Genomic DNA, 24546 nt, shown 5'->3' on the forward strand with positions numbered 1-24546 from the left:
AATTGCTCTGGTCGTCTTTATCGTAGGCGGCTTTATCTTTTTGCAGATCCGTAACAGAAAGAAAAAGTAAGAACTTCTGCGGGGGCGGGGCTTAAAAACTCCGCCCCTTTTTCTATTTTGGGAGGCTTAAATGAGAAACCTGAAAACGATTGAAAACCGAGTGCTTGCGGTGTTAAAGGAACACCCCGAAGCACGAAATGACGATATGAAGCTGTATCTGCTCGTCAGCAAGGCGTGTATTTATGATACCCACGGTATCAGCCATTTCAGCTTTGAAGATGTGATGAGCAATTATAAGGCTTACGGTATCCCCTGCTTTGAGAGTATCCGAAGGACAAGACAGAAGATTCAGGCAAAATATCCTGAACTCGGCTGCTCCCCCGAAGTACGCAGGGCAAGACACAAAATGCAGCGTGTCTATTCCGACTACGCTAAAAGCTAAGATGGGAGGTAAAAGAAAATGGCAGCGAAGAAAAGCGCAAACACCGCTTTGCAGCAGAAAGTAAAGGTGCTGGCGAAGCTCTATGATTCCGGCTGTAAAACCGAAAAGGATTTGAAGGCGCTGAGCCTGCAAAGCATTTTGAAAATTCCCGATATATCCGTTTCCGATATGACGGTTATCACAGAGCTTCAGGAGCAGATCGCAAAAAACAGGCTCTTTTCCTATTTGGGAGGCGCTGATGATGAGCAGAAGTCAGAGGAAAACACGATTTAGGCAAAGGAAAGGAGCAGACAGAAATGGCTTTTACAATCCGACCGCTTCATACGGACGAGCAGAAATACACTTACAGGCAGAGTACGCAGATCGAGGGACAGACCGGAAGTATCGGGTATCTTCGTGGCGATTTCGGCGCAGGCGGCAAAGAGTTCTTTTCCTCTTGGTTTGATCACAGGCGGGATTTGAAAACGGACGAGTTCAAAAGCGAGCTGGACGAGGTTATCAACGCCCTGCGTTCGGAAGAATACGGGCTGTTAAAGAGCCGCACGACTATGGCGCAGTATGCGGCGAAATATCCCGACAGCGCCTTTCAGGGCAACTATGCGACCGAGTACGGTTTCCGTGCCGATACCGAAAAACACAGCTTCCTGATACGGTGTAATCCTGCCCGTGGGGACTACAATTTTTACTGCTACTGCTATGTGCGGGAATGGCTTGACCGCCATATGGAAAAGGCGAGCCGTGGAATCCGCTTTATCACGCCGGATTACAAAGAAAAATTCAAAATCCCCGATGGAGATAAAATCAGGATCACTTTAAGCGACGGGGAACAGCTTGACCGCACCTGCCGATATATTGACGACTATCATTTAGAGGTTGGCAGCAACCTCTACCATATCTGCGAGTTTGCCGAGCGGATGGAGCAAAACGGCAATACCGTGATTCCGCTCCGTTCTTCTCTGCCGGAGCAGTGCTATGTGTTCGTGCAGACGGAAAACTGCGTCGGCATTGTCAAAAAGGGCGAAAGCGGATTTTACCGCACGGATATTCAGGGCGGCAAGCCCAGTGAAACAAACGCCCTTGTGAATGAGATGAACAAAAAGCTCGGCTTGTCAAAAGGTCAGGCAGAGGCGATGAAGGCAGGTTCAATGTTTGGTTGGGATACCCCTGCCGCCGATCCGAAAAGCTATGATAAAAACGGTATCCCCGTAAGACCGAAACAGAAAGACTATGAAAGATAGGAGGTGCATAACCGATGGCACGAAAGTACGACCTGATTTCCGAGCTGTACCGCCGTACCGCACACGCTGTTGTGTCCGATGTTCAGAACTGGCAAGCCTTTTTGCGCTGCGCCTGCCGGAACTATCGTCTGCGCTTTGACGAGCAGCTTCTCATCTACGCCCAAAGACCGGACGCAACGGCAGTGCTGGAGATCGAGCGCTGGAACGACAAATTCGGGCGTTGGGTAAACCGTGGCGCAAAGGGTATCGCCGTATTTGAGGACGCCGACCGGAGCAGGCAGCGCTTAACCCATTACTTCGATATTTCCGATACCCACGCAAGCCGCTACTCCCGCCCCGTTCCGATTTGGGATATGAAGCCGGAATATACGGACGATGTGATCGAATCCCTTGAAAACACCTTCGGCGAGCTGGAAAACAGGGAAAGCCTTGCGGACGCAGTTCTGAGCGCCGCTAAAAACGCCGTGGAGGATAATATCCCCGACTATCTGGGCGATCTGATGTATGCCGCAGATGACAGCTTCCTCTACGGTCTTTCGGAAGATATGATTACCGCTATGTATAAGAAAGCGGTAACAAACAGCGTGGCGTATATGATGATGACAAGGCTTGGGATAGATACCGAGCCGTTTTTTGAAGCGGAGGATTTCTCTGTCATTACAAATTTCAATACGCCGGAAGCCTTAAACGCCCTCGGTATTGCGTCAAGCGATATTGCGGAGATGGGGCTTGGGGAAATCTCCCGTACTGTTCTTGCCCTTGAAAGGCAAAATCGCATCATTGCGGACAGAGAGAAACCGGAATACAATAAGGCTGAAAATAAGAGCGAAAGGAGCTTTGAAAATGAACGAGCTGACTTATACAATGCAGGGCGATTACAATCTTCCCGATCTGACAATGCCGGAGCAGCCGGAGGTAACTTTGGGCAGGTACGCTCAGATGAGACGGAAATTTCTCAAAGAACATCACAAAATCCGGTATTACAATCTTCTGACGAGCTGCACCCTGACACAGCATTTGGCGGAAACAGAGCAGACAGCGATGAAGCTGGAAGAAACCCTGATGAAGCAGATGGCGGTGCAGGAGGGCTTGACCGAGAGCCTGAAAGCAGCGGATATGATGAAGTGGGTGCAGGGAATGAACAATCTGCGGAACAGAGTGCAGGAAATCGTGAAAGCGGAGGTCATCTTCGCTTAGATTACTACGACCGAAGCAACGAAGATAAGAGCCTGCCGTTTTTCGGCGGGGACGATACCATTCGTGAAATCCTCGGTACAACGCCCCACCTGAAAGCCTCGAAAGAGGAAATTCGTGCTTTCTATGAAAGCAATCCCGATAACGCCGCCCGTACCGAATATATCAAGGGTATTTTCAATAACGATTATACTGAACTGATTTTGAGCGACGGGCGGCGAGTCGGGTACAAAACTTGGCAGAATGTGCTTCAGCTTTGGGAGGGTAGCTATCTGTCCCGCACAAAGCAGAGCTTCTATGATTGGGGCGTAATCGCACAGCATTTTGAAGCAATGCGGCTGCTCGGCGAATTGCAGGATACGATGAAGCCGTTACCTTCCGTAGATGGACAACTGAACTTTTTGGATATGCAGGCAGAGGAAAAAACCTCTGCTTTTTCTTTTTCTCAGGAGATTATCGACGCTGTTCTCACCCGTGGGAGCGGCATATCTGAGGGAAAGTTCCGTATCTATGAGCAGTTTGAAAAAAGCTTGTCCACAAAGGAAAACGCCGATTTTCTGAAAGACGAATACGGTTGGGGCGGCGCTTATCCTGTTATTGTCGGCGCAGGCATTGACGAGCAGCACGACGGGAAAGGCATTTTGATCTCAAAAGGCATTGGGGACGATAAGCCGCATATCCGGCTGAATTGGAATCAGGTAGAGAAGCGGATTGCCGAACTGATACGCCTCGACCGTTATCTCAATCCAAAGGAAAAAGAGATTTACCCGCAGTGGCTTGAAAAGCAGGAGGAACGCCGAGCCGAACTTGCCGAAGAACAGAAAAACCGTGAAATCCTCTCCACTGCTCCACCCGAACGGGAATCGGTGCAGGCGGCTGAAAACGAGCCGCAGCAGGAGGCGCAGTATGCCTATCATCTCGGCGATACGGTATATATCGGCGCTGACGAATACGAAATTCTTGCTTTTGATGATAAGCGTGTCGTTCTTCACGATATGCAGTATCCGCTGTTTCAAAAGGAATTGGAGAGAGCAGAGTTTGACAGCAAAGTGCGGGAAAACCCGATGAACGACCACCTGAAGGTAACGAATCAGGCGGCGGTTGCAGAGCAGCAGCCTCGTTTCAATTCTATCGAGTTTGAAAAGCTCATTCCCCACCATATGCGTTTCAAAGAAACTTCTTTGGTAAACGGCGATGAGATGTATTGGGTAACGCAGGAGATTTTTACTGCCGGGGATTTAAGGAAGTTCCAGCAGGCTGTTCAGAGCTACGACGGGGATATTAAAAAGTTTTATGTTACACCCCGTGATCTAAGCCCGTCCTACTCTTTTGAGGAGGATATGGAAAACAAGGTTTTGGCAGTTGTCACGCCCGACACTATCCTGCAAGACGATTATATTCAGGCTGTCCGAAGCGAAGGACTCGGCGATTACCTTCAGCCGGAGGAAAAAGCTGATCCGGCTGAAGCGCCTGCTTTTGACATTGGTATGGGGTATCTTGGAAACGGTCTTACCGTCTGGAACAGAGCCGTTGAGGAAAACGGCGACTACCAAACGATTGCCCATATCAGCAGCGAGGGCGAAATCCATTACTATGTGGACGGTCTGCCCGAAGATGTAGTGGCAAGGATTGAGCAGGCGGCAGCACGGGAACAGCAAAAATCGTTATTCTCTGCCGCTTATAAAGTCGGCGACAGAGTGTATTTGGACGGAAAGCCTTTTGAAATCACACGGGTAGATGACTGGAATGTGGAGCTGATGGATCGCTCTGTGCAAAATCCGCAGCCCCGTTTGGAGCGCAAGGACAACTTTATGCGGCTTGTTCAGCAGAACGAGCGCAGCAGCTTTACGGACACTTATCGTGCGTACAGCGAAATCAAGAGTGCTAATCCCGACAGCCTTGTTCTGTATCAGATGGGCGATTTCTTTGAAGCCTACGGTGCGGACGCACAGACCGTAAGCGAAGCGCTGGAGCTGAATCTTGCGTCCCGTTCTATCGGCGGCAATCAGCGAACACAGATGTGCGGCTTTCCGGCAAACCGCTTGGAAACCTATGTCAATATGCTGCTTGACCGTGGCTTTGATGTGGCGGTCTGCTCTTTGGAAAGCGGAGAGCGCAGCACCCGAAACATCGTATCGACCAATAAGGAAGATCCGGTGCAGTCGCAGCCGGTCGGCAGGATTGACTATCTGCATACGGACGGGACGGTGCGGGAAAGCGTTGAATATACCAGCCCCTATCAGTTTGAAAAGGATATAAAGGAAGAAAATTACTACGGTGTTCCTTTTACCGTCGTTTTCTATAAGGATAAAGACGGGAACACTATACCGCAGGATTTTATCAGCAGCCTTGATCCGCAACCGAAAGGCGTAGAAATCATTGATTCGCCCTATCTTGCAAACGACAGGGCGGCAGAAAATACGCTCCCGCCCGACGAGAGATTTTTCGTCATTGAAACCGATGATGGTTATGCCATTTGGGACGATTTGACGGAAGCGATCTATATCGACGATGAGGGCGTCAGCGAGGAGTTTAAGAGCGAGTGGCAGGCAAACGACTACTTGGAACAGGTCAAGAAATCTGTTTCCGAACTGGATACGGCAAAAGCGCTCATAGATGAGTATTGCCGTGAGGAGTTTGAGCGTGACGAGGGTGCGGATTACACAGACCTTTCCAATGTGGAGCTTGCTTATACGACAACCGAAGATGATAAGCACGAAATTCAGGCGAGAGTTAATCTTGTGGATTACCGGCTTGAAACCCTTGTAGACGGAAAAGTTATCAGGAGCGAACAGTTTTCTTCTCTTGAAGATATGATCGAAAGGAGTTTGCAGAGCCTTTCCTTTAACGATCTTGTGTATCTGTCTGATGAGGAAATTGAAATAGCAGAACAAAATTCTGTCGAACAGCCTGAGCAGAAAGAAGCCGAGCCATTCACACCTACTTTCAGCCAGCCGAAGCGCTCACGGGTACAGACCTTTGATCTGCACCCTGAAATCCCGCTGTCCGAACGGCACACCTTTGACCTTGCTTCCCACGAAGTTCCGGAAACAGGCAAAAAAGAACGCTTCCGCAGAAATATGGCAGCAATCAATGTGCTGAAGGAATGTGAGTTTGACAATCGCTTTGCAACGCCCGAAGAACAGGAGATACTATCACAGTATGTCGGTTGGGGCGGTATTCCAGAAGCATTTGATGAAAATAATCCCTCGTGGGCGGACGAGTTTATCGAGCTTTATACCGCCCTTTCTCCCGATGAGTATGAAAGCGCAAGGGCAAGCACCCTGACCGCTTTCTACACCCCGCCCGTTGTCATTTCCTCGATCTACAAGGCAATGGAGCAGATGGGCTTTCGGGAGGGCAATATCTTAGAGCCTTCCTGCGGTATCGGCAACTTTATCGGTATGCTGCCCCAGTCTATGCAGGACAGCAAAATCTACGGCGTGGAGATTGATAAGATTTCGGCGGGTATCGCACAGCAGCTTTATCAGAAAACCTCGATAGCGACGCAGCCGTTTGAGGAAGCAAATATCCCCGACAGCTTTTTTGACGCTGTGATCGGAAATGTGCCTTTCGGCGATATTCGAGTGAATGACAGGAGGTATAACAAGCATAACTTTTTAATCCACGACTACTTTTTTGCGAAGTCCTTAGACAAGCTCAGACCGGGCGGCGTGATGGCGCTTATCACAAGCAAAGGCACAATGGATAAGGAAAATCCAGCCGTGCGGAAGTATATCGCACAGAGAGCCGACCTTCTCGGCGCAATCCGACTGCCGAACAACACCTTTAAGGGAAACGCCGGAACGGAGGTCGTTTCGGATATTTTGATATTACAGAAGCGGGACAGGCTTATTGACCTTGAGCCTGAATGGGTACACCTGAACACCGATGAAAACGGCGTGAAGATGAACGCCTACTTCGTCGATCATCCCGAAATGGTACTTGGTGAATGGAAAACCGTATCCGGCAGATTCGGCGAGGAAGATACCGTTGTCCCTTACGAAAACGCCGACCTTGCCGAGCTTTTGGACGAAGCCATTTCCAATATCCACGCAGAGATTACGGATTACGAGGTGGACGAGGAACTGACCGAAGAAGATAATTCCATTCCCGCCGATCCCGAAGTCCGCAACTTTTCCTATACGGTTGTGGACGATAAAATCTATTACCGTGAAAATTCCCGAATGACGCCGGTGGAGTGTTCCGCTACGGCAGAAAACCGCATTAAGGGTATGATTGTCATTCGAGATTGTGTCCGCAGCCTGATTGAAATGCAGATTGCCGATTATCCCGATTATGAAATCGAAAAGGAACAGCAGAAGCTAAATGCGCTTTACGACACCTTTTCCAAAAAGTACGGGCTGATCAATTCCCGTGCGAATGTGTCCGCTTTTTCGCAGGACAGCTCCTTTGCCCTGCTTTCCGCACTGGAGGTACTGGACGAAAACGGGGAGCTGGAACGCAAGGCGGATATGTTCACGAAGCGGACGATCAAGCCCCATACACCCGTTACCACGGTGGATACCGCCAGCGAAGCGCTTGCTGTATCTATGGGCGAAAAAGCCTGTGTGGATATGGAATATATGTGTTCCCTTACGGGCAAGACCGAGCAGGAAATCTATGAGGAATTAAAGGGCGTTATCTTCCTAAACCCGATGTACGGCTACGGAAACAGCACCGAGCGAAAGTACCTGATGGCAGACGAATATCTTTCCGGCAATGTGAGAGAAAAGCTCGCTTGGGCGAAAAAATCCGCAGAGGTCTACCCCGAAGATTACAAAATCAATGTGGAAGCGCTCGAAAAGGTACAGCCGAAAGACCTGACTGCCAGCGAGATTTTCGTGCAGCTCGGCACGACTTGGCTGCCGGAAGAAATCGCACAGCAGTTTATGTACGAGTTTTTGGATACGCCCAGATATGCACAGTGGAACATCAAAGTCCATTATTCAAAGCTGACAGGCGAATGGAATGTGGAGGGAAAATCCTACGACCGTGGAAACCTGAAAGCCTATAATACCTATGGCACAAAGCGGGTAAACGCCTACAAAATTATCGAAGATACGCTCAATATGAAAGATGTGCGTGTCTTTGACTATATGGAAGATGATGAAGGCAAAAAGAAAGCTGTTCTCAATAAAAAGGAAACGGCTATCGCCCAGTCTAAGCAGGAGCTGATCAAGCAGGGCTTTCAGGATTGGGTATGGCGTGATCCCGCAAGACGGGAAAAGCTGGTGCGGCTGTATAACGACAAGTTCAACAGTATCCGTCCCCGTGAGTATGACGGAAGCCATATCATTTTCAGTGGAATGAATCCCGAAATTGAGCTTCGGGAACATCAGAAAAATGCGGTCGCCCATATCCTTTACGGCAGGAATACCCTCTTAGCACACGCCGTGGGTGCAGGCAAGACCTTTGAAATGACTGCTGCCGCTATGGAATCCAAGCGGCTCGGACTTTGCAATAAATCCCTCTTTGTCGTGCCGAATCACTTGACGGAGCAGTGGGCGGCGGAGTTCTTGCAGCTCTATCCGGCGGCGAATATATTGGTCGCTACGAAGAAAGACTTTGAGATGAAAAACCGAAAACGCTTCTGCGGCAGGATTGCCACGGGCGATTATGACGCTGTGATTATCGGTCACTCGCAGTTTGAAAAAATCCCAATTTCGATTGAACGGCAGAGGGCTGTTTTACAGCAGCAGCTTGACGATATTATCGAAGGGATTGCGGATATAAAGCGAAACCGTGGCGACCGTTTTTCGGTCAAGCAGCTTGAAAAGACGAAAAAATCCCTGCAAACGAAGCTGGAAAAGCTGAACGATCAATCAAGAAAGGATGATGTCGTAACCTTTGAAGAACTTGGTATAGACAGGCTTTTCATAGATGAAAGTCATTATTACAAGAATCTGTATCTTTACACGAAAATGCGGAATGTAGGCGGTATCGCTCAGACGGAAGCGCAGAAATCTTCCGACCTTTTTATGAAATGCCGCTATCTTGATGAGATTACCGGAGGGCGTGGCGTTGTGTTTGCGACGGGTACGCCGATCTCGAACTCAATGGTAGAGCTTTATACGATCCAGCGGTATTTGCAGTACCGGACGCTGCAAGAACACGATTTACAGCACTTTGACGCTTGGGCGTCGATGTTCGGCGAGACGGTCACGGCAGTTGAGCTTACACCCGAAGGAACAGGATACAGAGCGAAAACACGCTTTGCGAAATTCAATAACCTGCCTGAACTGATGGCGATGTTCAAGCAGGTGGCGGACATCAAAACGGCGGATATGCTCGATCTTCCCGTACCGGAAGTGGAGTATCACAACATCGCCGTGAAGCCGTCGCAGGTGCAAAAAGATATGGTCGCCTCTCTCGGCGAACGAGCCGAAAAGATAAGGGGCGGCAATGTGGATTCCAGCGTGGACAATATGCTGAAAGTCACAAACGATGGGCGGAAGCTCGCCCTTGACCAGCGAATGATGAATCCAATGTTACCCGATGAGGAAGGCAGTAAAGTCAACGCCTGCGTAAACGAGGTGTTCCGTATATGGGAGGAAAACAGTGATAAAAAACTGACGCAGCTCCTCTTTTGCGACCTCTCCACTCCAAAGGGTGCAGGCGAGTTTTCCGTCTACACGGATATACGACAGAAGCTGATCGAGCGTGGTATTCCCGAATCGGAAATTAAGTTTATCCACGAGGCGGATACTGAGACGAAAAAGCAGGAGCTGTTCAAAAAAGTGCGCCGTGGCGAAGTGCGAATCCTGATGGGCAGCACGCAGAAAATGGGCGCAGGTACGAATGTGCAGAACAAGATTATTGCTTCCCACGACCTTGACTGCCCGTGGCGACCTGCCGATCTGGAGCAGCGTGCCGGACGGACGGTGCGGCAGGGCAACGAAAACCTGAAGGTCGGTCTGTACCGATATGTTACGGAAGGGACTTTTGACGCATACTGCTGGCAGCTCGTTGAGGGCAAGCAGAAATTCGCAAGTCAGATTATGACAAGCAAATCTCCCGTGCGTTCCTGTGAAGATGTGGACGCTACTGCTCTTTCTTATGCGGAGATCAAAATGCTTGCGGCGGACAATCCGCACATAAAAGAGAAAATGGATTTGGATATTCAGGTGCAGAAGCTGCGCCTTTTGAAGTCCAACTATCTCTCCGAAAAATATGAGCTGGAGGACAAGATCATCAAATACTACCCGACAACAATCGCTCGGACGAAAGAGACGATTGCGGGGCTGGAAAAAGACATATCGCTTGCAAAAGAACACCCGAAGCCTCTGGACGATACCTTTGTAGGGATTGAGGTTAAGGGTGTTTCTTATTCCGAAAAAGCGGAAGGCGGACAGAAAATCATTGACGCCTGCAAGGAAATGACTTCGCCTGATCCCATCCCTCTCGGCAAGTACAGAGGCTTTGATTTGGAGCTTTCCTTTGATACCTTTGAGAAAGCCTATCAGGTAAAAATCAAGGGCAGCCTTTCCCGTTCCGTCTCTTTAGGCACGGACGCTATCGGCAACATTACCCGAATCGACAATGCCATTGAGAAAATCCCTGAACGGCTGGAGGCAAAAAGCAGGGAGCTTTCAACCCTCGAACAGCAATTCGTTACTGCGAAAGCAGAGGTGGAAAAACCGTTTGACAAGGAAGAAGAACTGACCGAAAAGACAAATCGGCTCAATGTCCTTAACGGCTTGCTCAATGTAGACAAGCGGGAAAATGAACTGGTGGACGGTGCGCCGGACGAGGGCGACAGCGTACCCGTTTCAAAGGAAAGAGCTTATGAGCGATAACCTTCTTAGCGGTATGGGAGAAGTCTCATACCGCTTTTACATAGTAAGTTCTCTGAACTGCTGTGTCAGTAAAAATAGAACTGTGGCTTCCTTGTGCGGGCAATGATTTGTCTTTATAATATGAGACATCATATAAAGAAAAGAGGTAAAACCCGATGGAAGAAAACTGTTCTATCAAACTGTTTGAAAGCGATCTTGAAAGTATGCTGTCTCAGGTAATCGCTAAAGCCCGTTCCCGTGATGAGAAATTGAAGGCTGCAAAGGAAAAGGCGGCAAAGATTAAACATCAAAACGAGAAACTCAATGCTGTCTTGGATTTGGAAAAGCCATCTGCTCTTACCGAAGAAGAATGCGAACTTTTAATCCAGTACCTGCTTGCAGAAAACAATGTTGTATTGGAAGAATACCGCATTTGTTATATGCGGGGGCTGATGGACGGAATGGAAATCAAAAAAACAGTAGAATAAAACTTACATAGCCGCTTGGTTTTACAAAAATCAGGCGGCTATATCTATCACGGCAAGGTGGAAAAAGACATAGTGCTGTGATATAATAAAGTGGCTCTTTGAGAGTCAATGTCAAGAAAACTGAGGTTATTTTCCTATGAAAAATATTTTGATTCACGGCTTGGGACAAAACAGTAAGGATTGGGATACCATTAAAAATGAGTTGGAAACGAGGGGAATTTCCTCTGTCGCTCCTGATTTATTTGACCTTGCAAAAGGCAGGAAATTAGACTATCCCACAGTATATCAGGCATTCAGCGAGCTGTGCGAGTCTTACCAAGACAAACTAAATCTTTGCGGGCTTTCCCTCGGCGGTCTGCTTGCGCTCAATTATGCTATCCAGTATCCGAAAAAAATAAACTCTCTTGTTTTGATCGGAACGCCGTTTGAGATACCGAAAGGACTGCTGAAATTTCAAAATATTGTATTTAGATTTATGCCCAAAGCCGTATTTCAGAATATGGGCGTAAGCAAAAAAGATTTTATTCGTTTGAGCAAATCAATGGTTGATCTCAATTTTATGGATTCGGCGACAGCGCTTGATTGTCCCGCCCTTATTCTTTGCGGCGCAAAGGATAAAACGAATATGGAGAGTGCTAAGCGGTTTCACGAAGCAATGAAAAACAGCAAGCTGGTCATTGTGGAAGCTTCCGGTCACGAAGTAAACAAAGATAATCCGAATGAGTTAGTTCGTGTTTTGCAAGACTTTTGGGCAGAGAGGTAGAGATGAGGTTTTTAATAATGAATGAGAGAGAAAGAATTATCCGGTTATGGTTTGATATGTGGCTGAAACAACAGGATTTGGGCATAGATGATATTTTTACAGAAGATGTGGTTTATACGGAAAGCTGGAGTCCAAAATATCAGGATCGCAAAACTGTTAAGCACTGGTTTAATGAGTGGAATACACGGGGAAAAGTCCTTATTTGGGACATTAAGCAGTTTTTCCATAAAGGTAATCAGACTATCGTGGAATGGTACTTCAAAAATGAAATGAACGCTGGAAGCATAGAAGAATTTGACGGCATTTCACTTGTAGAGTGGACGGATGATAACAAAATTAAGTCTTTAAAAGAATTTGGCTGCAACCGTAATAACTATAATCCGTATCAATATGGCGATCAACCTCGATTTAGAGATGAAAAGGCAAATTGGTTTTGATATGTTGATTATCGTGGTAGATTTCCGTCACGAATTTAATAAAGGAAATATGGAGACAGAAAGATGGAATATATAGTAGATGATAAAAAACTGGACGCATTTACCTTTATTGCGTTCGTCAAACAAGTATGGCAAGGCAATTATGATATTGAAAAAACACAGTGTGCATTGTCTCAGACAATCAATATTACTGCTTATGAAAATGAGGCACTGATTGGCTGCTTGCGTATTCTTACAGACGGATATTATTTCGGTACGATTACAGAGTTGCTCGTCCTTCCTGAATATCAAAAACAGGGAGTCGGCAGTAAACTCTTGCAACTTGCAAAGGATAATACCCCTACTATGCTGTATTTTGGAGCGCAGCCGGGGATAGAAAAGTTTTACGAAAAGAATGGTTGCAAAAGAAGCTTGCAATCCTATGTGATCGAAAAGGAACGGTCATAACGAAAATTTACGAGGTGCTTAGTATGGAAGTCAAAAAAATAGATGATACTCAAATTACAAATGCCATTGACTTGATTTGGCAAACTTTTTTACAATTTGAGGCTCCCGATTATTCTGAAGAAGGAGTTAAGTCGTTTCAGGATTTTATTGAGAACAAAGAGATCATCAAAACATTAGAATTTTGGGGCGCTTATGACGAAGAAGAACTAAAGGGAGTTATCGCAACAAACGAAAACCGGAAGCATATCTGTTGCTTTTTTGTGAAAGCACAGTATCAAAGACAAGGCATTGGTAGAAAGTTGTGGGACTTCCTACGAGAAAATAGTTCAAGCAAAACCATTACAGTAAATTCTTCTCCGTATGCAGTTCCGGTCTATCATAAACTGGGTTTCGTAGATACCGATACGGAGCAACTTTCGGATGGTATGCGATATACACCTATGCAATTTATAAAATGAACGATTGGTTTGAAAGAGGTGGTTTGTAGGTGAAGCGTTGTATTGTAGTAACCGAAATAGTCTAAAATAAAATATCAGGAGGTTAATAATGACTATTTCGGAGACAAAAATCTATCCTCGTACCGGGGACAAACAAACGGTATACTTAAAAAGCGTAGTAAAAAATCCTAATATTATTGTTGGCGATTATACGATGTATAATGATTTTGTAAATGCTCCAACGGATTTTGAAAAAAACAATGTTTTGTATCACTATCCAATCAATCACGACAGACTAATTATTGGAAAGTTTTGCTCTATTGCGTGTGGTGCGAAGTTTATTTTCACAAGTGCTAATCACACTTTGAAGTCATTGTCTACTTACCCTTTCCCATTGTTTTTTGAAGAATGGGAACTGGACAAAAGCAATGTGACAGATTCGTGGGATAATAAGGGAGACATTGTTATCGGTAACGATGTATGGATTGGATATGAAGCTGTTATTATGTCCGGTGTTACCATTGGTAACGGAGCAATCGTTGGGACTCGTGCAGTAGTAACGAAAGATGTGCCGCCTTACACGATTGTAGGCGGTATACCCGCACGACAAATCCGAAAGAGATTTTCTGAAGATACCATATCATCATTATTGAGTATTAGATGGTGGGATTGGTCGGATGAAAAAATTAAAAAAAATATTTCCGCCATTCAAACAGGAAGTATTGATGATCTAAAGTAATGGGACTTACCGAATAACAAATACCTTTACATAGCCGCTTGGTTTTTACAAAAAATCAGGCGGCTATATTTTTGTTTAAGGAGGTGTTCGCTTATGGGCGAAACAGACTACAACGCCCTGCTCTACGATAAGATGAAAGCCGAGCAGGACAAGTACAGAGACTGGCTGCTTAATCAGCCGCCGGAGGAAATTTTGAATCATACCTACGAGTACACGATGAGAGAGGACATCGTGATGTGTATGGAAGAACTGGAGCTTTCTCCGAAACAGGCAAAGGCTTTGCTTCGTTCCCCTTGCCCTCTTGACGATGTCTATAAAGAGTTCAGGGACAGAGAAGTGGAGCATATGGATACCATTCGTGATTCCATCGAAACGAGGGCAAATGATGTGCTCAAACGAGACAAAAACAGAGAAAGCAGGTGAGAAAATGGTGTGTAAATTAAAAACAATCCGTGCGGATATGCTGGTGTTGCAGTGCCAGCTTGAAAGAGAATTGATCAGATATGTGAAGCGGTATCTCTGCCAGCCGCAGGTCACAATCATCACAAATGATAAGCAGTTTGCCTTTATGTGCGAGCTGTACGACTATGTGGAGAATACGGAGCTTCCGCCTGAAATGGTAAGTTCCCTTATGAAAACGAAAAATGTCTTGGAGCTGTCTTGGGACGAATGGCTGATGAATGCCGAAGTTGAAGATATGGAAGATTCCATTGAGAAAGTCGCAGAGCTTCTCAGGAAAGGGAAGATCTGATATGCCATATATTCCGCCGGAAGTGGTCGAACAGGCTCGGCAGATCGACCTTTTAACTTATCTAAGAAGGATGGAGCCGGATAATGTTGAACAAGTCAAAGGAACGAGAAATGTATATCGTACCGTTGACCACGACAGCTTAAAGATTTCAAATGGCAAATGGTTTTGGTGGTCGCAAGGTTTCGGCGGCTATACTGCGCTTGACTATCTGATAAAAGTCAGGAACTATTCTTTTATGGACGCAGTGGAAATCCTAACGGGAAAAGAACTGGCAAAGTGGACGCCGCCACCGAAAAAAGAAGAAAAAACTGAGCCGAAGGCACTGCGTTTGCCGGAAAAATATCAAGACAGCAAACGGGTAATGCAGTATCTTTTTGATCGTGGCATTGACTATCAGATTATTCAGGAGTGTATTGCGGACGGTGTGATTTTTGAAAGCAACGGGCGCTATCATAATGCGGTTTTTGTCGGGAAGGACGAAACAGGGACGCTAAAGTATGCCGCCTACCGTGGTTTAGGAAGCAGCACCTTTAAGGGAGACGCATACGGAAGCGACAAGCAATATTCCTTTCGCCTGCTTGCAAAAGAGCCTTGCCAGTCGGTGCATTTATTTGAAGCCGCCATTGATTTGCTGTCCTATGCCACTTTGCTGAAAGCTCAGGGTAAGGACTATAAATCGGAAAATCTGCTCTCTCTTTCGGGTGTGTATCAGCCGAAGAAAGAGAGCAAAGACAGTAAAATTCCGATTGCGCTTTCCGTTTTCCTTGAGAAAAATCCGCTTATCAAGACGATTCATTTGCATTTGGACAATGACAAAACGGGAAGGCTCTGTACCAAAACCTTAAAAGAGCTGCTCGGAAATAAGTATGAAGTCTTTGACGAGCCGCCGAAGAAAGGCAAGGACTATAACGATTACCTCTGCATACAGCTTGGAATCTACAAATCCAAAGAAAGGAGCTATGAGCGTTGAATGTACGAATTTATCAGATCAATATGAAGCGTGACGCCAACAATGTCGCCTTTATGAATTACGAGAGCCTTCCAAAATTTCAGGGCAGCTCAGAAATCGACAGCAGCCTCTATGATAAGGTGTTCGAGGGAGAAGTAAACTGCTTCACGCTGGAAAAACTCTATGAGATTTTCAATCTTAAACACCCCGCAGGATATAAAGGGCGGTCGATGTCCGTATCCGATGTGGTGGAGATCATTGACGGGAATACCGGAAAAAGCTACTTCCACTTTTGCGACAGCTTCGGTTTTCAGAAGGTCGATTTTGATCCGGAAAAGACGCAGGTCAGCGACCGCTTCCTATCGCTTGCCGAGCAGGAGAAAATCTCTGTCCTGCTCGTTCCGGTCGGCAAATCTCCGATTGTGAAAGAGATACCGAACACCTATGAAGCGATGAAAGAACTGGTCGGCGGGGGCGGTTTAGACGAGTATATGCCCTTTGAAGATGACGCCGCTATCGTCTGCAACCGTGACGGGAAGCAGGAAAAGCTGCCGATGAATCGGGCGGTCTACCAGCCGCCGAAGCGCACACAGATGAGTTACAGCGACCTGAAATCCCTTTTTCGGGAAGCGGAAAACAACAGACAGCACCTTACCGCACATATCGTTTTTACCGCCGATACCTTCAAAAAACCGTACAGCGAATTTGAACGGACTTATGAAGTAAGCTCGGACAACAAGGCATTCCAGTCCCGTATGGGCGGCTATTCCATCTACGGCGCTTCTTTGGACGGTGTTGATCCGTGCCTGAGAATGGAGGGATTGATGGCGGACGAAATGGGCGGTAAGGACGGTTGGAAAATTGAAAAATGCTTCTTAATGGAAGATTCAAGAGAGGTCGCCGACATCATTCACGGCGATTTTTTTATTGCCCGTTCCAATGTCGTCGATGAGAAATACAGCAGCTTATCGAGCGAACAACTACTGAAATACAAACGGCTTTTTCGGTATCCTGAGCGATTCCACGAAACCGCACACGGGATTGAGATCGAGCCGTTTAAGCCCAACAGGGCGGACAAAGAACGATAAATATCAGGAAAAACGGGGCAGCCCGACAGGTCTGCGTTAGCTTAGCGAGCAGACTGTTTTTACTCCTATCGGGCAAAAACAGTAAAAGCTCGTTAGGGGCTGCCCCTAATACCCCAATACAGGAAAGGATTTTGACTATGCACGAATTTCTATTCTTTATGATAGGCTTCCTGCTCGGTGGCGTTATCGGCGTAATGATTATGTGTCTTATGCAGATCAACCGAATCAGCCGCACACCAAATATCCGAAAGGAGGACGAGGAACTGTGAAACGAACAGTCAAAAAACAGTTTTGGTTTTCAAAGGCGGAAGCACAGGACTTGCAGAAGAAAGCAAAGAAAGCCTGCCTGACCGAAGCGGCGCTGATTCGACTGCTGCTTCGTGGCTATGAGCCGAGAGAAAAACCGGACGAGAGATTTTATGACGCTATGCGGGAGCTTTCCGCTATCGGCAACAACATCAATCAGCTCGCCATTAAAGCGAACGCCCTCGGCTTTGTGGATTCGCAAATGCTGAAGAACGAGGCGCTGAGGTGGCACAAGTTTCAGGCGGCGATTGAGCGTGAATTTCTGCGCCCTGAAAAAAGCGGATTGAAATGGCAGTAACAAAGCTTTGGAAGGTAAGCGTCCGGCTCGGTCAGGTACTGGACTATACGACCAATCCTGAAAAGACCGCCAACCCCGAATATTCTGCCGAAGATTATCAGGCGCTCAAAGATGTGCTTGCCTATGCGAAGGACGAGGAGAAAACGGAACACGAGTTTTTCTGTGACGGGATCAACTGCAATGTGGCGATGGCTCGTGACCAGTTCATTACCGTCAAGGAACAGTTCGGCAAGACGGACGGGATTCAGGCGTATCACGGGTATCTAAGCTTTAAGGAAAACGAGGTCACGCCCGAACAGGCGCAGCAGATCGGAATGGAGTTTGCAAGAAAGATGTGGGGCAAGCGGTTTCAGGTGGTCGTTACTACCCATCTGAACACGAAACATCTCCACTGCCATTTTGTCATCAACTCCGTTTCCTTTGCCGATGGGAAGCGGCTGAAAGACAAAGAAAAGTCTTGGTACTACTTCCGCCATATCGCCGATGAGATCTGCTTGGAACATAAGCTGTCCATTGTAGAAAAGCCGGAGCTGCACAGATCGCCCGCCTATCTTACGATGAAGGACGAGGCGGGTATGCCTACCCGATACAACAACGCAAAAAAAGCGATTGACGAGGCGATTGCGATGAGCCGCAACCTGCGGCAGTTCCAATATGAACTGGGCGTGATGGGCTACCACTCAAATTTCAGTCCCAACCGCAAGTATGCGACGGTTACACCCAAGGGCAGCGAAAAGCCGATACGGACTTACCGGCTCGGCGAGGAATACACCAAAGAGAAAATCCTTGAAAGGCTGATTGCTAATCGGGATAATATTGTGTTCAAGCCGTTCCAGCCAAAGACCTATATTGTCCGGCAGTACCGCCTGCCCACAAGAGAAAGCAAAATCCAAAAGGTCGGCGGTCTGTATGGCTTGTATCTCTACTACTGCTATCGGCTCGGCTACCTTCCGAAGCACAATCAGAAACAACAGAATACGGCGAGGCTTCACTATCTTCTCAAAGACGATCTGATGAAGATGGACGAACTCACCAAACAGGTAACGCTGCTCGGCAAGCACCAGATCGGTACGGACGAGCAGCTTTTTTCATATAAGCGGTCGGTTGAGGACGAAATCAAAACCCTTACCGCCGACAGAACACATCTCCGAAATGAAATACGAAAGGTAGATATATCAGATGAACGGCTGTCGGCGGCAAAGATGAAAATTTCAGCTATCTCCGAACGCTTGAAAGAGCTTCGCAAAGAAGTAAAGCTCTGCGACGGGATTGCGAAGCGGTCAGGCGTAATTGCCGATACCCTTTCGCAAGTGAAAGCAGAGGAAGAAAAATCTCAAAGAAAGGAGTCCCGAAACTATGAACAACGGCGGTGACGCAGCAGAACAAATCGTCAGGCTGTCGCTTGAAGGATTTGAAGTGGCTGTCCGGCTCACAGGCTCGGCGGCGAAGAATATCGCTATTCTGTTAGCTTCCGTGCTGAAGCAGGAGATCAGCCAGTCGAATAAGACACGGGGGAAAGCACGGCTTACCAATATGATTAAGTCCGGCAAGGAACTGAAGGTCTTTTCGTTCCAGCAGAAAGACCTGCCGAAGTTTACCGAACAGGCAAAACGATACGGCGTCCTTTACTGCGTTCTGCGTGATAAAAATACCAAGAGCGATACGGCGATGGTCGATATTATCGCCCGTGCGGAGGACGCTGCGAAAATCCAGCGTATTTCCGACCGCTTTGAACTTGGTAAAGTCGATAAGGCTTCCATTGTTTCCGAAGCGGAAAAAGATGTGGCAGACCGTGAAGCGGTTGCCAATGAAGTGCCTACGAAATCAAGGGGCGAGATCATCGTGGAGGAAGCGATGGGAAAGCCAATGCAGAAGGAGGGAAATTCCCACCAAAACCCCTCGGTCGCAAAGACGGACAAAAGCCCTCTGTCCGAGCGAGACTTAGAAACGACAGGTACGCACACTGATAAGGGTGTCGCAAAGGCAGCGGATAAGAAGCCTTCGGTCAAGGAAAAGCTCGACCGATACAAGGCGGCTGCCAAAGCGGAAAAGGAAGCAGAGCGTACTGTGCCGGAGGCTTCCAAAGAGAAGCCGAAAACCCCTGAAGCCAATCGGCAAACCGTTCACAGGCAGCCGAAGAAATCCAAGAAGTCGAAAGAGAGGTGAGCGAAATGGATCAACTAAAGGAACACCCGCAGATCGTGGAACTTTTAGACACGCTCGATAAAAACGGCTTGATGAAAGAGAAAAACGAGGTGCAGTCGCTGGTAAGTTATATCGGCGGTATGGAAGAAACGCTGACAGGAATGCTCGGCGAGCTTCAGGATATGCGCCGTGAAATCAATCTGATCCACAACAACACGCTGCGGAGCAAGTGCCATACCCTTGTGGAAAAAACGGAGAGCAAAATCCGTCAGGGATTTTCCGCAGTCAAAAAGATGAAGGATAATCTGATCCAGTCAGCCGGAAACGCTGTGCGGGCGTTCCGGGAAAAAGGCAGGGAAGCCATTGCTGAGTCGGTCAGGGCAATGAAAATCCCCGAAGCGCTGGATAAGCTGTCCTCGATGTTCGGTAAACTGTCAAAGGATATGGCGCAGGATACAAGAAAACTGTCCGCTATGCAGACGGAGCTTCAGGGCGCAAAGGGGCATTTGAAAAATATGGGGCTGCTGTTTATGGGAAAAGCCGCAAAGGAAGCGGAACATTCCAAGAGTGATAAAGGCGTATTATCAAGGTTGTCCCGTTTATTTGAAAAAGCGCAGAAAGGATTTGCGTCTTTGGAGCAAAAGGCGATGGATACGGCGGATAAGCTCAGAGTTTCCCGTGTGAAATCGTCTGTAAAAGAAAATCTCAGCAGATATAGGGCGGCGGCGAAAGCAGAAAAAGGAACAGAGCGCAGCGAGCCGACCGCTTCCAAAGAAGAAAACCGCACAGCACAGGCGTTGGGGCAGATTAGCGTCCCGCACCCGCAAAAATCAAATCTATCAAAAGAGAGGTAAAAAGATATGACCAACGATTTTAAGAATAAGCAAAGCAGCGGCGCAAGACCGCCGAGACTTTCGCCGGAGGAATACGCCGCCAAGAAAAAGGCGGAGAAAGAAGCCATTTATCAACTGCTCGACAATACCGCTTCGGAAGTGGTGCAGTCGCCGGAAAAATTCAAAGCCTACCTTGATGTGCAGAGCCGTATGGACAGGTACACAGCGAACAATGCGTTGCTGATGTATAAGCAATTCCCGCAGGCAAGTCAAATCAAGGAATTTGGCGATTGGACGGCGGACGGTGTAAAGGTCAATAAAGGCTCCAAGACCTTTATTATCCTTGATCCCTACGAGTACACCAAGAAGGACGGGACAATCGGCATTGATTTCAATTTGAAAAGAGTGCTGGATGTTTCACAGACCAACGGCAAGCGCCCTGCCGCCCCGACCGCTAACCGTGATCCGAGAAAGTTGGTGGCGGTTATGCTCGACAGCGCCCCAATCAATATTGAAAGCACCAATGAGCTGCCTTATCCCGATATGGGCGCTTTCTATAAAAATGAAGATCAGACGCTTTATGTGAAGCGGGACATCGGCGACAGCGTTGCCCTCTGCCAGTGCGTCGCTCAGGAACTCGGTCACGCCGAGCTTTCTATGAACAGCGAGGTATACAGCCGCAGGGATATGGGATTTCAGGCGGTGTGCATTGGGTATATGCTCTGCAAGAAATACGGAGTCGATACGCAGAATTTCGCTATCGACCGTATCCCCGACGAACTGAAAAACAAAGAGCCGAAAGAAATTAAAGCTGAACTCGGCAAGACGCAGAAGGCGTTTAAGGAAATTACCGCCCGTGTTTCCGACGAGCTGTACCGCCAGCGGGCGGAGCGCTCAAAGGAACAGGAGAGATAACCGGAGGTAGCTGCGATGAAAGAAGAACTCTACCATATCGCTTTGGACGATTATGAACACGGCGTTGTGATCCGTTCCCTGAACGATAAAAAGACCGACCTCAAAAAAGAGGGCAAGTCCACCGACGCCGTAGACGATCTGATTATTAAAATCGGTCACGCCCCAAGACGCAAGTTCAAAGTGGTAGAAAAGGAATCCTGCCGTGAATCGAGATAGCAACAAGCAGTCTGCGATTATCCTTGCGGTTATTGGGATTCTTCCCGTTGTGTGGCTCGGCTTATTGATAGCGCCGTCCGTCAAGGGCGGTCTGCCGGAGATACTGCCGAGCCTTTTGACGGCATTCAATGATCCGTTCCATATCGAGCTTTGCGGGGACAGCTTAAAAACTGTCCTCGTTTTGCTTTTGCTCTACGGAATGGGGATTGGAATTTATTTGTCCACACGGAGGAACTACCGCAGGCGTGAGGAACACGGCTCAGCGAAATGGGGCAGCGCAAAAGCCATTGATAAAAAGTACCGTCAAAGCCCGCCCTCGGAAAATAAGCTGATGACGCAGAATGTCCGAATCGGACTCAATGCGAAAAAGCACCGGAGGAATCTGAATACTCTGGTGTGCGGCGGCTCCGGCGCAGGCAAGACAAGATTCTATTGCAAGCCGAATTTAATGCAGACAAGCAATTCCTCTCAGGTAATTTTAGATCCAAAAGGGGAAATTCTGCGTGATGTCGGCAATCTGCTTGAAAAAGCAGGCTATGAGATCAAGGTGCTGGACTTGATTTCAATGGAGAAAAGCCATTGCTACAACCCGTTTGTCTATCTCAGGAACGACAACGATATTCAGCGCCTTGTGACCAATCTTTTTAAGAGTACCACCCCGAAAGGCTCACAGTCCAACGATCCTTTTTGGGATACTGCGGCGAGTATGCTTTTACTCGCCCTTATTTTTTATTTGCACTACGAAGCGCCGGAGGAGGAACAGAATTTTGCGATGGTAATGGAAATGCTCAGGGCGGCGGCGATTGAGGACGAGGAGGACAACCGCCCTTCTCCCCTCGACAATCTGTTTGCCGATTTGGAAATGGATAATCCCGACCATATTGCATTGAAATACTATCGTTCCTACCACTCCGGCTCGGCAAAGACCTTGAAATCCATTCAGATTACCCTTGCCGCAAGATTGGAGAAATTCAATCTTGAAAGCTTAGCGGCGCTGACTTCCGCTGATGAGCTTGACCTTGCTTCAATGGGCGAGAAGAAAACGGCGCTGTTTGCGCTGATACCGGATAATGATTCGAGCTTCAATTTCCTCGTCAGTATCCTCTACACACAGCTTTTCCAGCAGCTTTTTTACTCCGCCGACCATATCCACGGCGGCAGTCTGCCGATACCTGTCCATTTTTTGATGGACGAATTTGCGAATGTTTCGCTGCCTGACGATTTTGACAAGATACTTTCCGTTATGCGTTCAAGAGGCGTATCAGTATCCATTATCCTGCAAAATCTGGCACAGCTCAAAGCCCTTTTTGAAAAGCAATGGGAATCCATCGTAGGCAACTGCGATGAATTTCTCTATCTCGGCGGCAATGAGCAGAGTACGCACAAGTATGTGTCCGAGCTTTTAGGCAAGGAAACGATTGATACGAACACCTACGGGAAAAGCGAGGGGCGGAGCGGAAACTACTCGACCAATTATCAGATTTCCGGTCGTGAGCTGCTTACCCCTGATGAAGTGAGAATGCTCGACAACCGCTACGCTATTTTGTTTATCCGTGGCGAGCTTCCGGTAATGGATTTGAAGTACGACATTTTGAAGCACCCGAATGTGGCGTATACCGCAGACGGGAAAGGCGGCGTGTATCAGCACGGCGAAGTCACAAAAAATGTGGCGACCATTGAAACCCTGTATGTTGATCTCGACAGCGTTCCCGAAATGGAGCTTTCGAAAACGACTTACGAGCTGTTGTCCGATGAGGACTTTGAGAACTTATCAAATTGATTGGAGGAAAACAGAATGAATATTTTTCATAAGACGCAGAAGAAAGAAACCCGCAAACTGCCGATGACCGGAAAGGTAAAGAAAGGCTTTCGTTATTACTGTGCGGCGGTTTTAAGCCTGACTGCTGTTTTTGCGATGTCTACAACGGCTTTCGCCGCAGGCGATCCGCTTACCGTTGTCAACAACCTGTCCGATTTCATCTTCGGCTTTATCCGTGCGATTGGTCTGATCCTGCTCGGTTTTGGTATCGTTCAGGTAGGACTTTCCCTGAAATCCCACGATCCTTCGCAGCGTGCAAACGGATTTCTGACGCTGGCGGGCGGTATCATTATCGTTTTTGCGAAAGAAATCCTCACTCTGATTACGGGCTAATCCTTTACGCAAACGACGCTCAGGGGCGTTCCTGAAAAACAATTCAGGGACGCCCCATTTTTCTTTTTAAGGAGGTGCTACGAAATTGAGTGATAACTGGGTAGTTCAGAATCTCCAGAATGCCCTCGAAACTTGGAATGAAAAACTCGCTGAGATATGGCAGCTCATCACAACTACGCCGCAGAGCTTCAAAGGCGGTGGGATATGGGCGGTCATTGTCAATATCAACGGCGCTGTGCAGGCGATTGGTCTTGCGCTTTTGGTGCTGTTTTTTGTGGTCGGTATGGTACGCACCTGCGGCAGCTTCAGTGATGTCAAGAAACCGGAACACGCTGTCAAGCTCTTTATCCGATTTGCGCTTGCAAAGGCGGGTATCACTTACGGTATGGAGCTAATGCTTGCCCTGTTCAATATCGTGCAGGGTACAATCGGCACGATTATGACCGCCGCAGGCTTTACTTCCGCACAGCAGACCACTCTGCCGCAGGAAATGATTGACACCATAGAAAGCTGCGGCTTTTTCGAGAGTATCCCGTTATGGGCGGTTACGCTCATCGGCGGCTTGTTTATCACAGTAATGTCATTCCTGCTCATAATGACGGTGTACGGGAGATTTTTTAAGTTATATATGTATACGGCGCTCGCCCCGATTCCGCTTTCCACTTTTGCGGGAGAGCCGAGTCAGAATGTGGGGAAATCATTTATCAAAAGCTACTGCGCCGTATGTTTGGAAGGTGCAGTGATTGTTTTAGCCTGCATTATCTTCTCGCTGTTCGCTTCTTCCCCGCCTGTGGTCGATCCCAATGCGGCGGCAGTCACGCAGGTTTGGTCATATATCGGCGAGCTGCTCTTTAATATGCTCGTTTTGGTCGGCTCGGTGCGGATGTCTGACCGGATAATCCGTGAGATGATGGGACTGTAAGGAGAACA

At 47.7% G+C, this 24546-nt stretch carries 24 protein-coding genes and 1 pseudogene; all 25 read left to right on the forward strand.

The window, feature by feature from the left end:
- The first annotated feature begins 130 nt into the window (after positions 1–130).
- A complete protein-coding gene (locus tag WMO31_RS07140) occupies positions 131–442 on the forward strand; it encodes a hypothetical protein (protein WP_055282132.1) in 312 nt (103 codons plus the stop codon).
- Positions 443–460: 18 nt separating this feature from the next.
- On the forward strand, positions 461–715 hold the full coding sequence (locus tag WMO31_RS07145; RefSeq protein ID WP_173728689.1) for a hypothetical protein: 255 nt from the start codon (positions 461–463) through the stop codon (positions 713–715).
- Positions 716–738: 23 nt separating this feature from the next.
- Positions 739–1680, forward strand: a complete 942-nt coding sequence (locus tag WMO31_RS07150; protein ID WP_173728692.1) for a hypothetical protein — start codon at positions 739–741, stop codon at positions 1678–1680.
- Between the two features lie 897 nt (positions 1681–2577).
- Complete coding sequence (locus WMO31_RS07155; RefSeq protein WP_244093019.1) at positions 2578–2877, forward strand: TnpV protein; 300 nt, start codon at positions 2578–2580, stop codon at positions 2875–2877.
- 1808 nt (positions 2878–4685) lie between these two features.
- Complete coding sequence (locus WMO31_RS07160; protein ID WP_227700780.1) at positions 4686–10673, forward strand: helicase-like domain-containing protein; 5988 nt, start codon at positions 4686–4688, stop codon at positions 10671–10673.
- A gap of 155 nt (positions 10674–10828) precedes the next feature.
- A complete protein-coding gene (locus WMO31_RS07165) occupies positions 10829–11140 on the forward strand; it encodes a DUF6664 family protein (protein ID WP_155219387.1) in 312 nt (103 codons plus the stop codon).
- A gap of 136 nt (positions 11141–11276) precedes the next feature.
- On the forward strand, positions 11277–11903 hold the full coding sequence (locus WMO31_RS07170) for an alpha/beta fold hydrolase (RefSeq protein ID WP_173728698.1): 627 nt from the start codon (positions 11277–11279) through the stop codon (positions 11901–11903).
- Positions 11904–11920: 17 nt separating this feature from the next.
- On the forward strand, positions 11921–12340 hold the full coding sequence (locus tag WMO31_RS07175) for a nuclear transport factor 2 family protein (RefSeq protein WP_155219394.1): 420 nt from the start codon (positions 11921–11923) through the stop codon (positions 12338–12340).
- Between the two features lie 63 nt (positions 12341–12403).
- On the forward strand, positions 12404–12787 hold the full coding sequence (locus tag WMO31_RS07180; RefSeq protein ID WP_055194945.1) for a GNAT family N-acetyltransferase: 384 nt from the start codon (positions 12404–12406) through the stop codon (positions 12785–12787).
- Between the two features lie 23 nt (positions 12788–12810).
- Positions 12811–13245 carry a GNAT family N-acetyltransferase gene (locus tag WMO31_RS07185; RefSeq protein WP_173728700.1) on the forward strand — a complete coding sequence of 145 codons (435 nt, stop codon included), beginning with the start codon at positions 12811–12813 and terminating at the stop codon, positions 13243–13245.
- A gap of 88 nt (positions 13246–13333) precedes the next feature.
- Complete coding sequence (locus tag WMO31_RS07190; protein WP_191868110.1) at positions 13334–13963, forward strand: CatB-related O-acetyltransferase; 630 nt, start codon at positions 13334–13336, stop codon at positions 13961–13963.
- Between the two features lie 93 nt (positions 13964–14056).
- A pseudogene (locus WMO31_RS07195) lies at positions 14057–14359 on the forward strand (DUF3848 domain-containing protein); the annotation flags it as partial.
- 31 nt (positions 14360–14390) lie between these two features.
- Positions 14391–14714, forward strand: coding sequence for a hypothetical protein (locus tag WMO31_RS07200; protein WP_173728704.1), 324 nt, complete (start codon positions 14391–14393; stop codon positions 14712–14714).
- 1 nt (position 14715) lies between these two features.
- Complete coding sequence (locus WMO31_RS07205; RefSeq protein ID WP_173728706.1) at positions 14716–15684, forward strand: DUF3991 and TOPRIM domain-containing protein; 969 nt, start codon at positions 14716–14718, stop codon at positions 15682–15684.
- Positions 15681–16751, forward strand: a complete 1071-nt coding sequence (locus WMO31_RS07210; RefSeq protein ID WP_227700744.1) for a YodL domain-containing protein — start codon at positions 15681–15683, stop codon at positions 16749–16751. Before WMO31_RS07205 ends, WMO31_RS07210 begins: the two co-directional genes overlap by 4 nt.
- A gap of 137 nt (positions 16752–16888) precedes the next feature.
- A complete protein-coding gene (locus tag WMO31_RS07215) occupies positions 16889–17020 on the forward strand; it encodes a DUF3789 domain-containing protein (protein WP_082425124.1) in 132 nt (43 codons plus the stop codon).
- Positions 17017–17355: a plasmid mobilization protein gene (locus WMO31_RS07220; protein WP_055194935.1), complete on the forward strand. Its 339-nt coding sequence runs from the start codon at positions 17017–17019 to the stop codon at positions 17353–17355. Before WMO31_RS07215 ends, WMO31_RS07220 begins: the two co-directional genes overlap by 4 nt.
- Positions 17346–18728 (forward strand): relaxase/mobilization nuclease domain-containing protein, encoded by a 1383-nt coding sequence (locus WMO31_RS07225; protein ID WP_173728708.1) that lies wholly within the window; start codon positions 17346–17348, stop codon positions 18726–18728. The genes WMO31_RS07220 and WMO31_RS07225 overlap by 10 nt, the downstream gene beginning before the upstream one ends.
- Positions 18712–19521, forward strand: a complete 810-nt coding sequence (locus WMO31_RS07230; protein WP_173728710.1) for a PcfB family protein — start codon at positions 18712–18714, stop codon at positions 19519–19521. The genes WMO31_RS07225 and WMO31_RS07230 overlap by 17 nt, the downstream gene beginning before the upstream one ends.
- Positions 19522–19526: 5 nt before the next feature.
- Positions 19527–20354, forward strand: coding sequence for a DUF6674 family protein (locus tag WMO31_RS07235; protein ID WP_227700743.1), 828 nt, complete (start codon positions 19527–19529; stop codon positions 20352–20354).
- A gap of 6 nt (positions 20355–20360) precedes the next feature.
- Positions 20361–21248, forward strand: coding sequence for an LtrC-like protein (locus WMO31_RS07240; RefSeq protein WP_173728714.1), 888 nt, complete (start codon positions 20361–20363; stop codon positions 21246–21248).
- Between the two features lie 15 nt (positions 21249–21263).
- Positions 21264–21464 (forward strand): hypothetical protein, encoded by a 201-nt coding sequence (locus WMO31_RS07245; RefSeq protein ID WP_022278669.1) that lies wholly within the window; start codon positions 21264–21266, stop codon positions 21462–21464.
- Positions 21451–23244: a VirD4-like conjugal transfer protein, CD1115 family gene (locus tag WMO31_RS07250; RefSeq protein ID WP_367999451.1), complete on the forward strand. Its 1794-nt coding sequence runs from the start codon at positions 21451–21453 to the stop codon at positions 23242–23244. The genes WMO31_RS07245 and WMO31_RS07250 overlap by 14 nt, the downstream gene beginning before the upstream one ends.
- 15 nt (positions 23245–23259) lie before the next feature.
- Entirely contained in the window at positions 23260–23616 is a 357-nt protein-coding gene (locus WMO31_RS07255; RefSeq protein WP_173728716.1) for a TrbC/VirB2 family protein, read from the forward strand.
- Positions 23617–23701: 85 nt separating this feature from the next.
- The gene (locus WMO31_RS07260; RefSeq protein WP_055194923.1) at positions 23702–24538 is read left to right on the forward strand and encodes a VirB6/TrbL-like conjugal transfer protein, CD1112 family; all 837 of its coding nucleotides are present in this window, start codon (positions 23702–23704) and stop codon (positions 24536–24538) included.
- The last annotated feature ends 8 nt before the right edge of the window (positions 24539–24546 follow it).

The organism is Ruminococcoides intestinale (assembly GCF_040095935.1).
In the GTDB taxonomy this organism is placed as follows: domain Bacteria; phylum Bacillota; class Clostridia; order Oscillospirales; family Acutalibacteraceae; genus Ruminococcoides; species Ruminococcoides intestinale.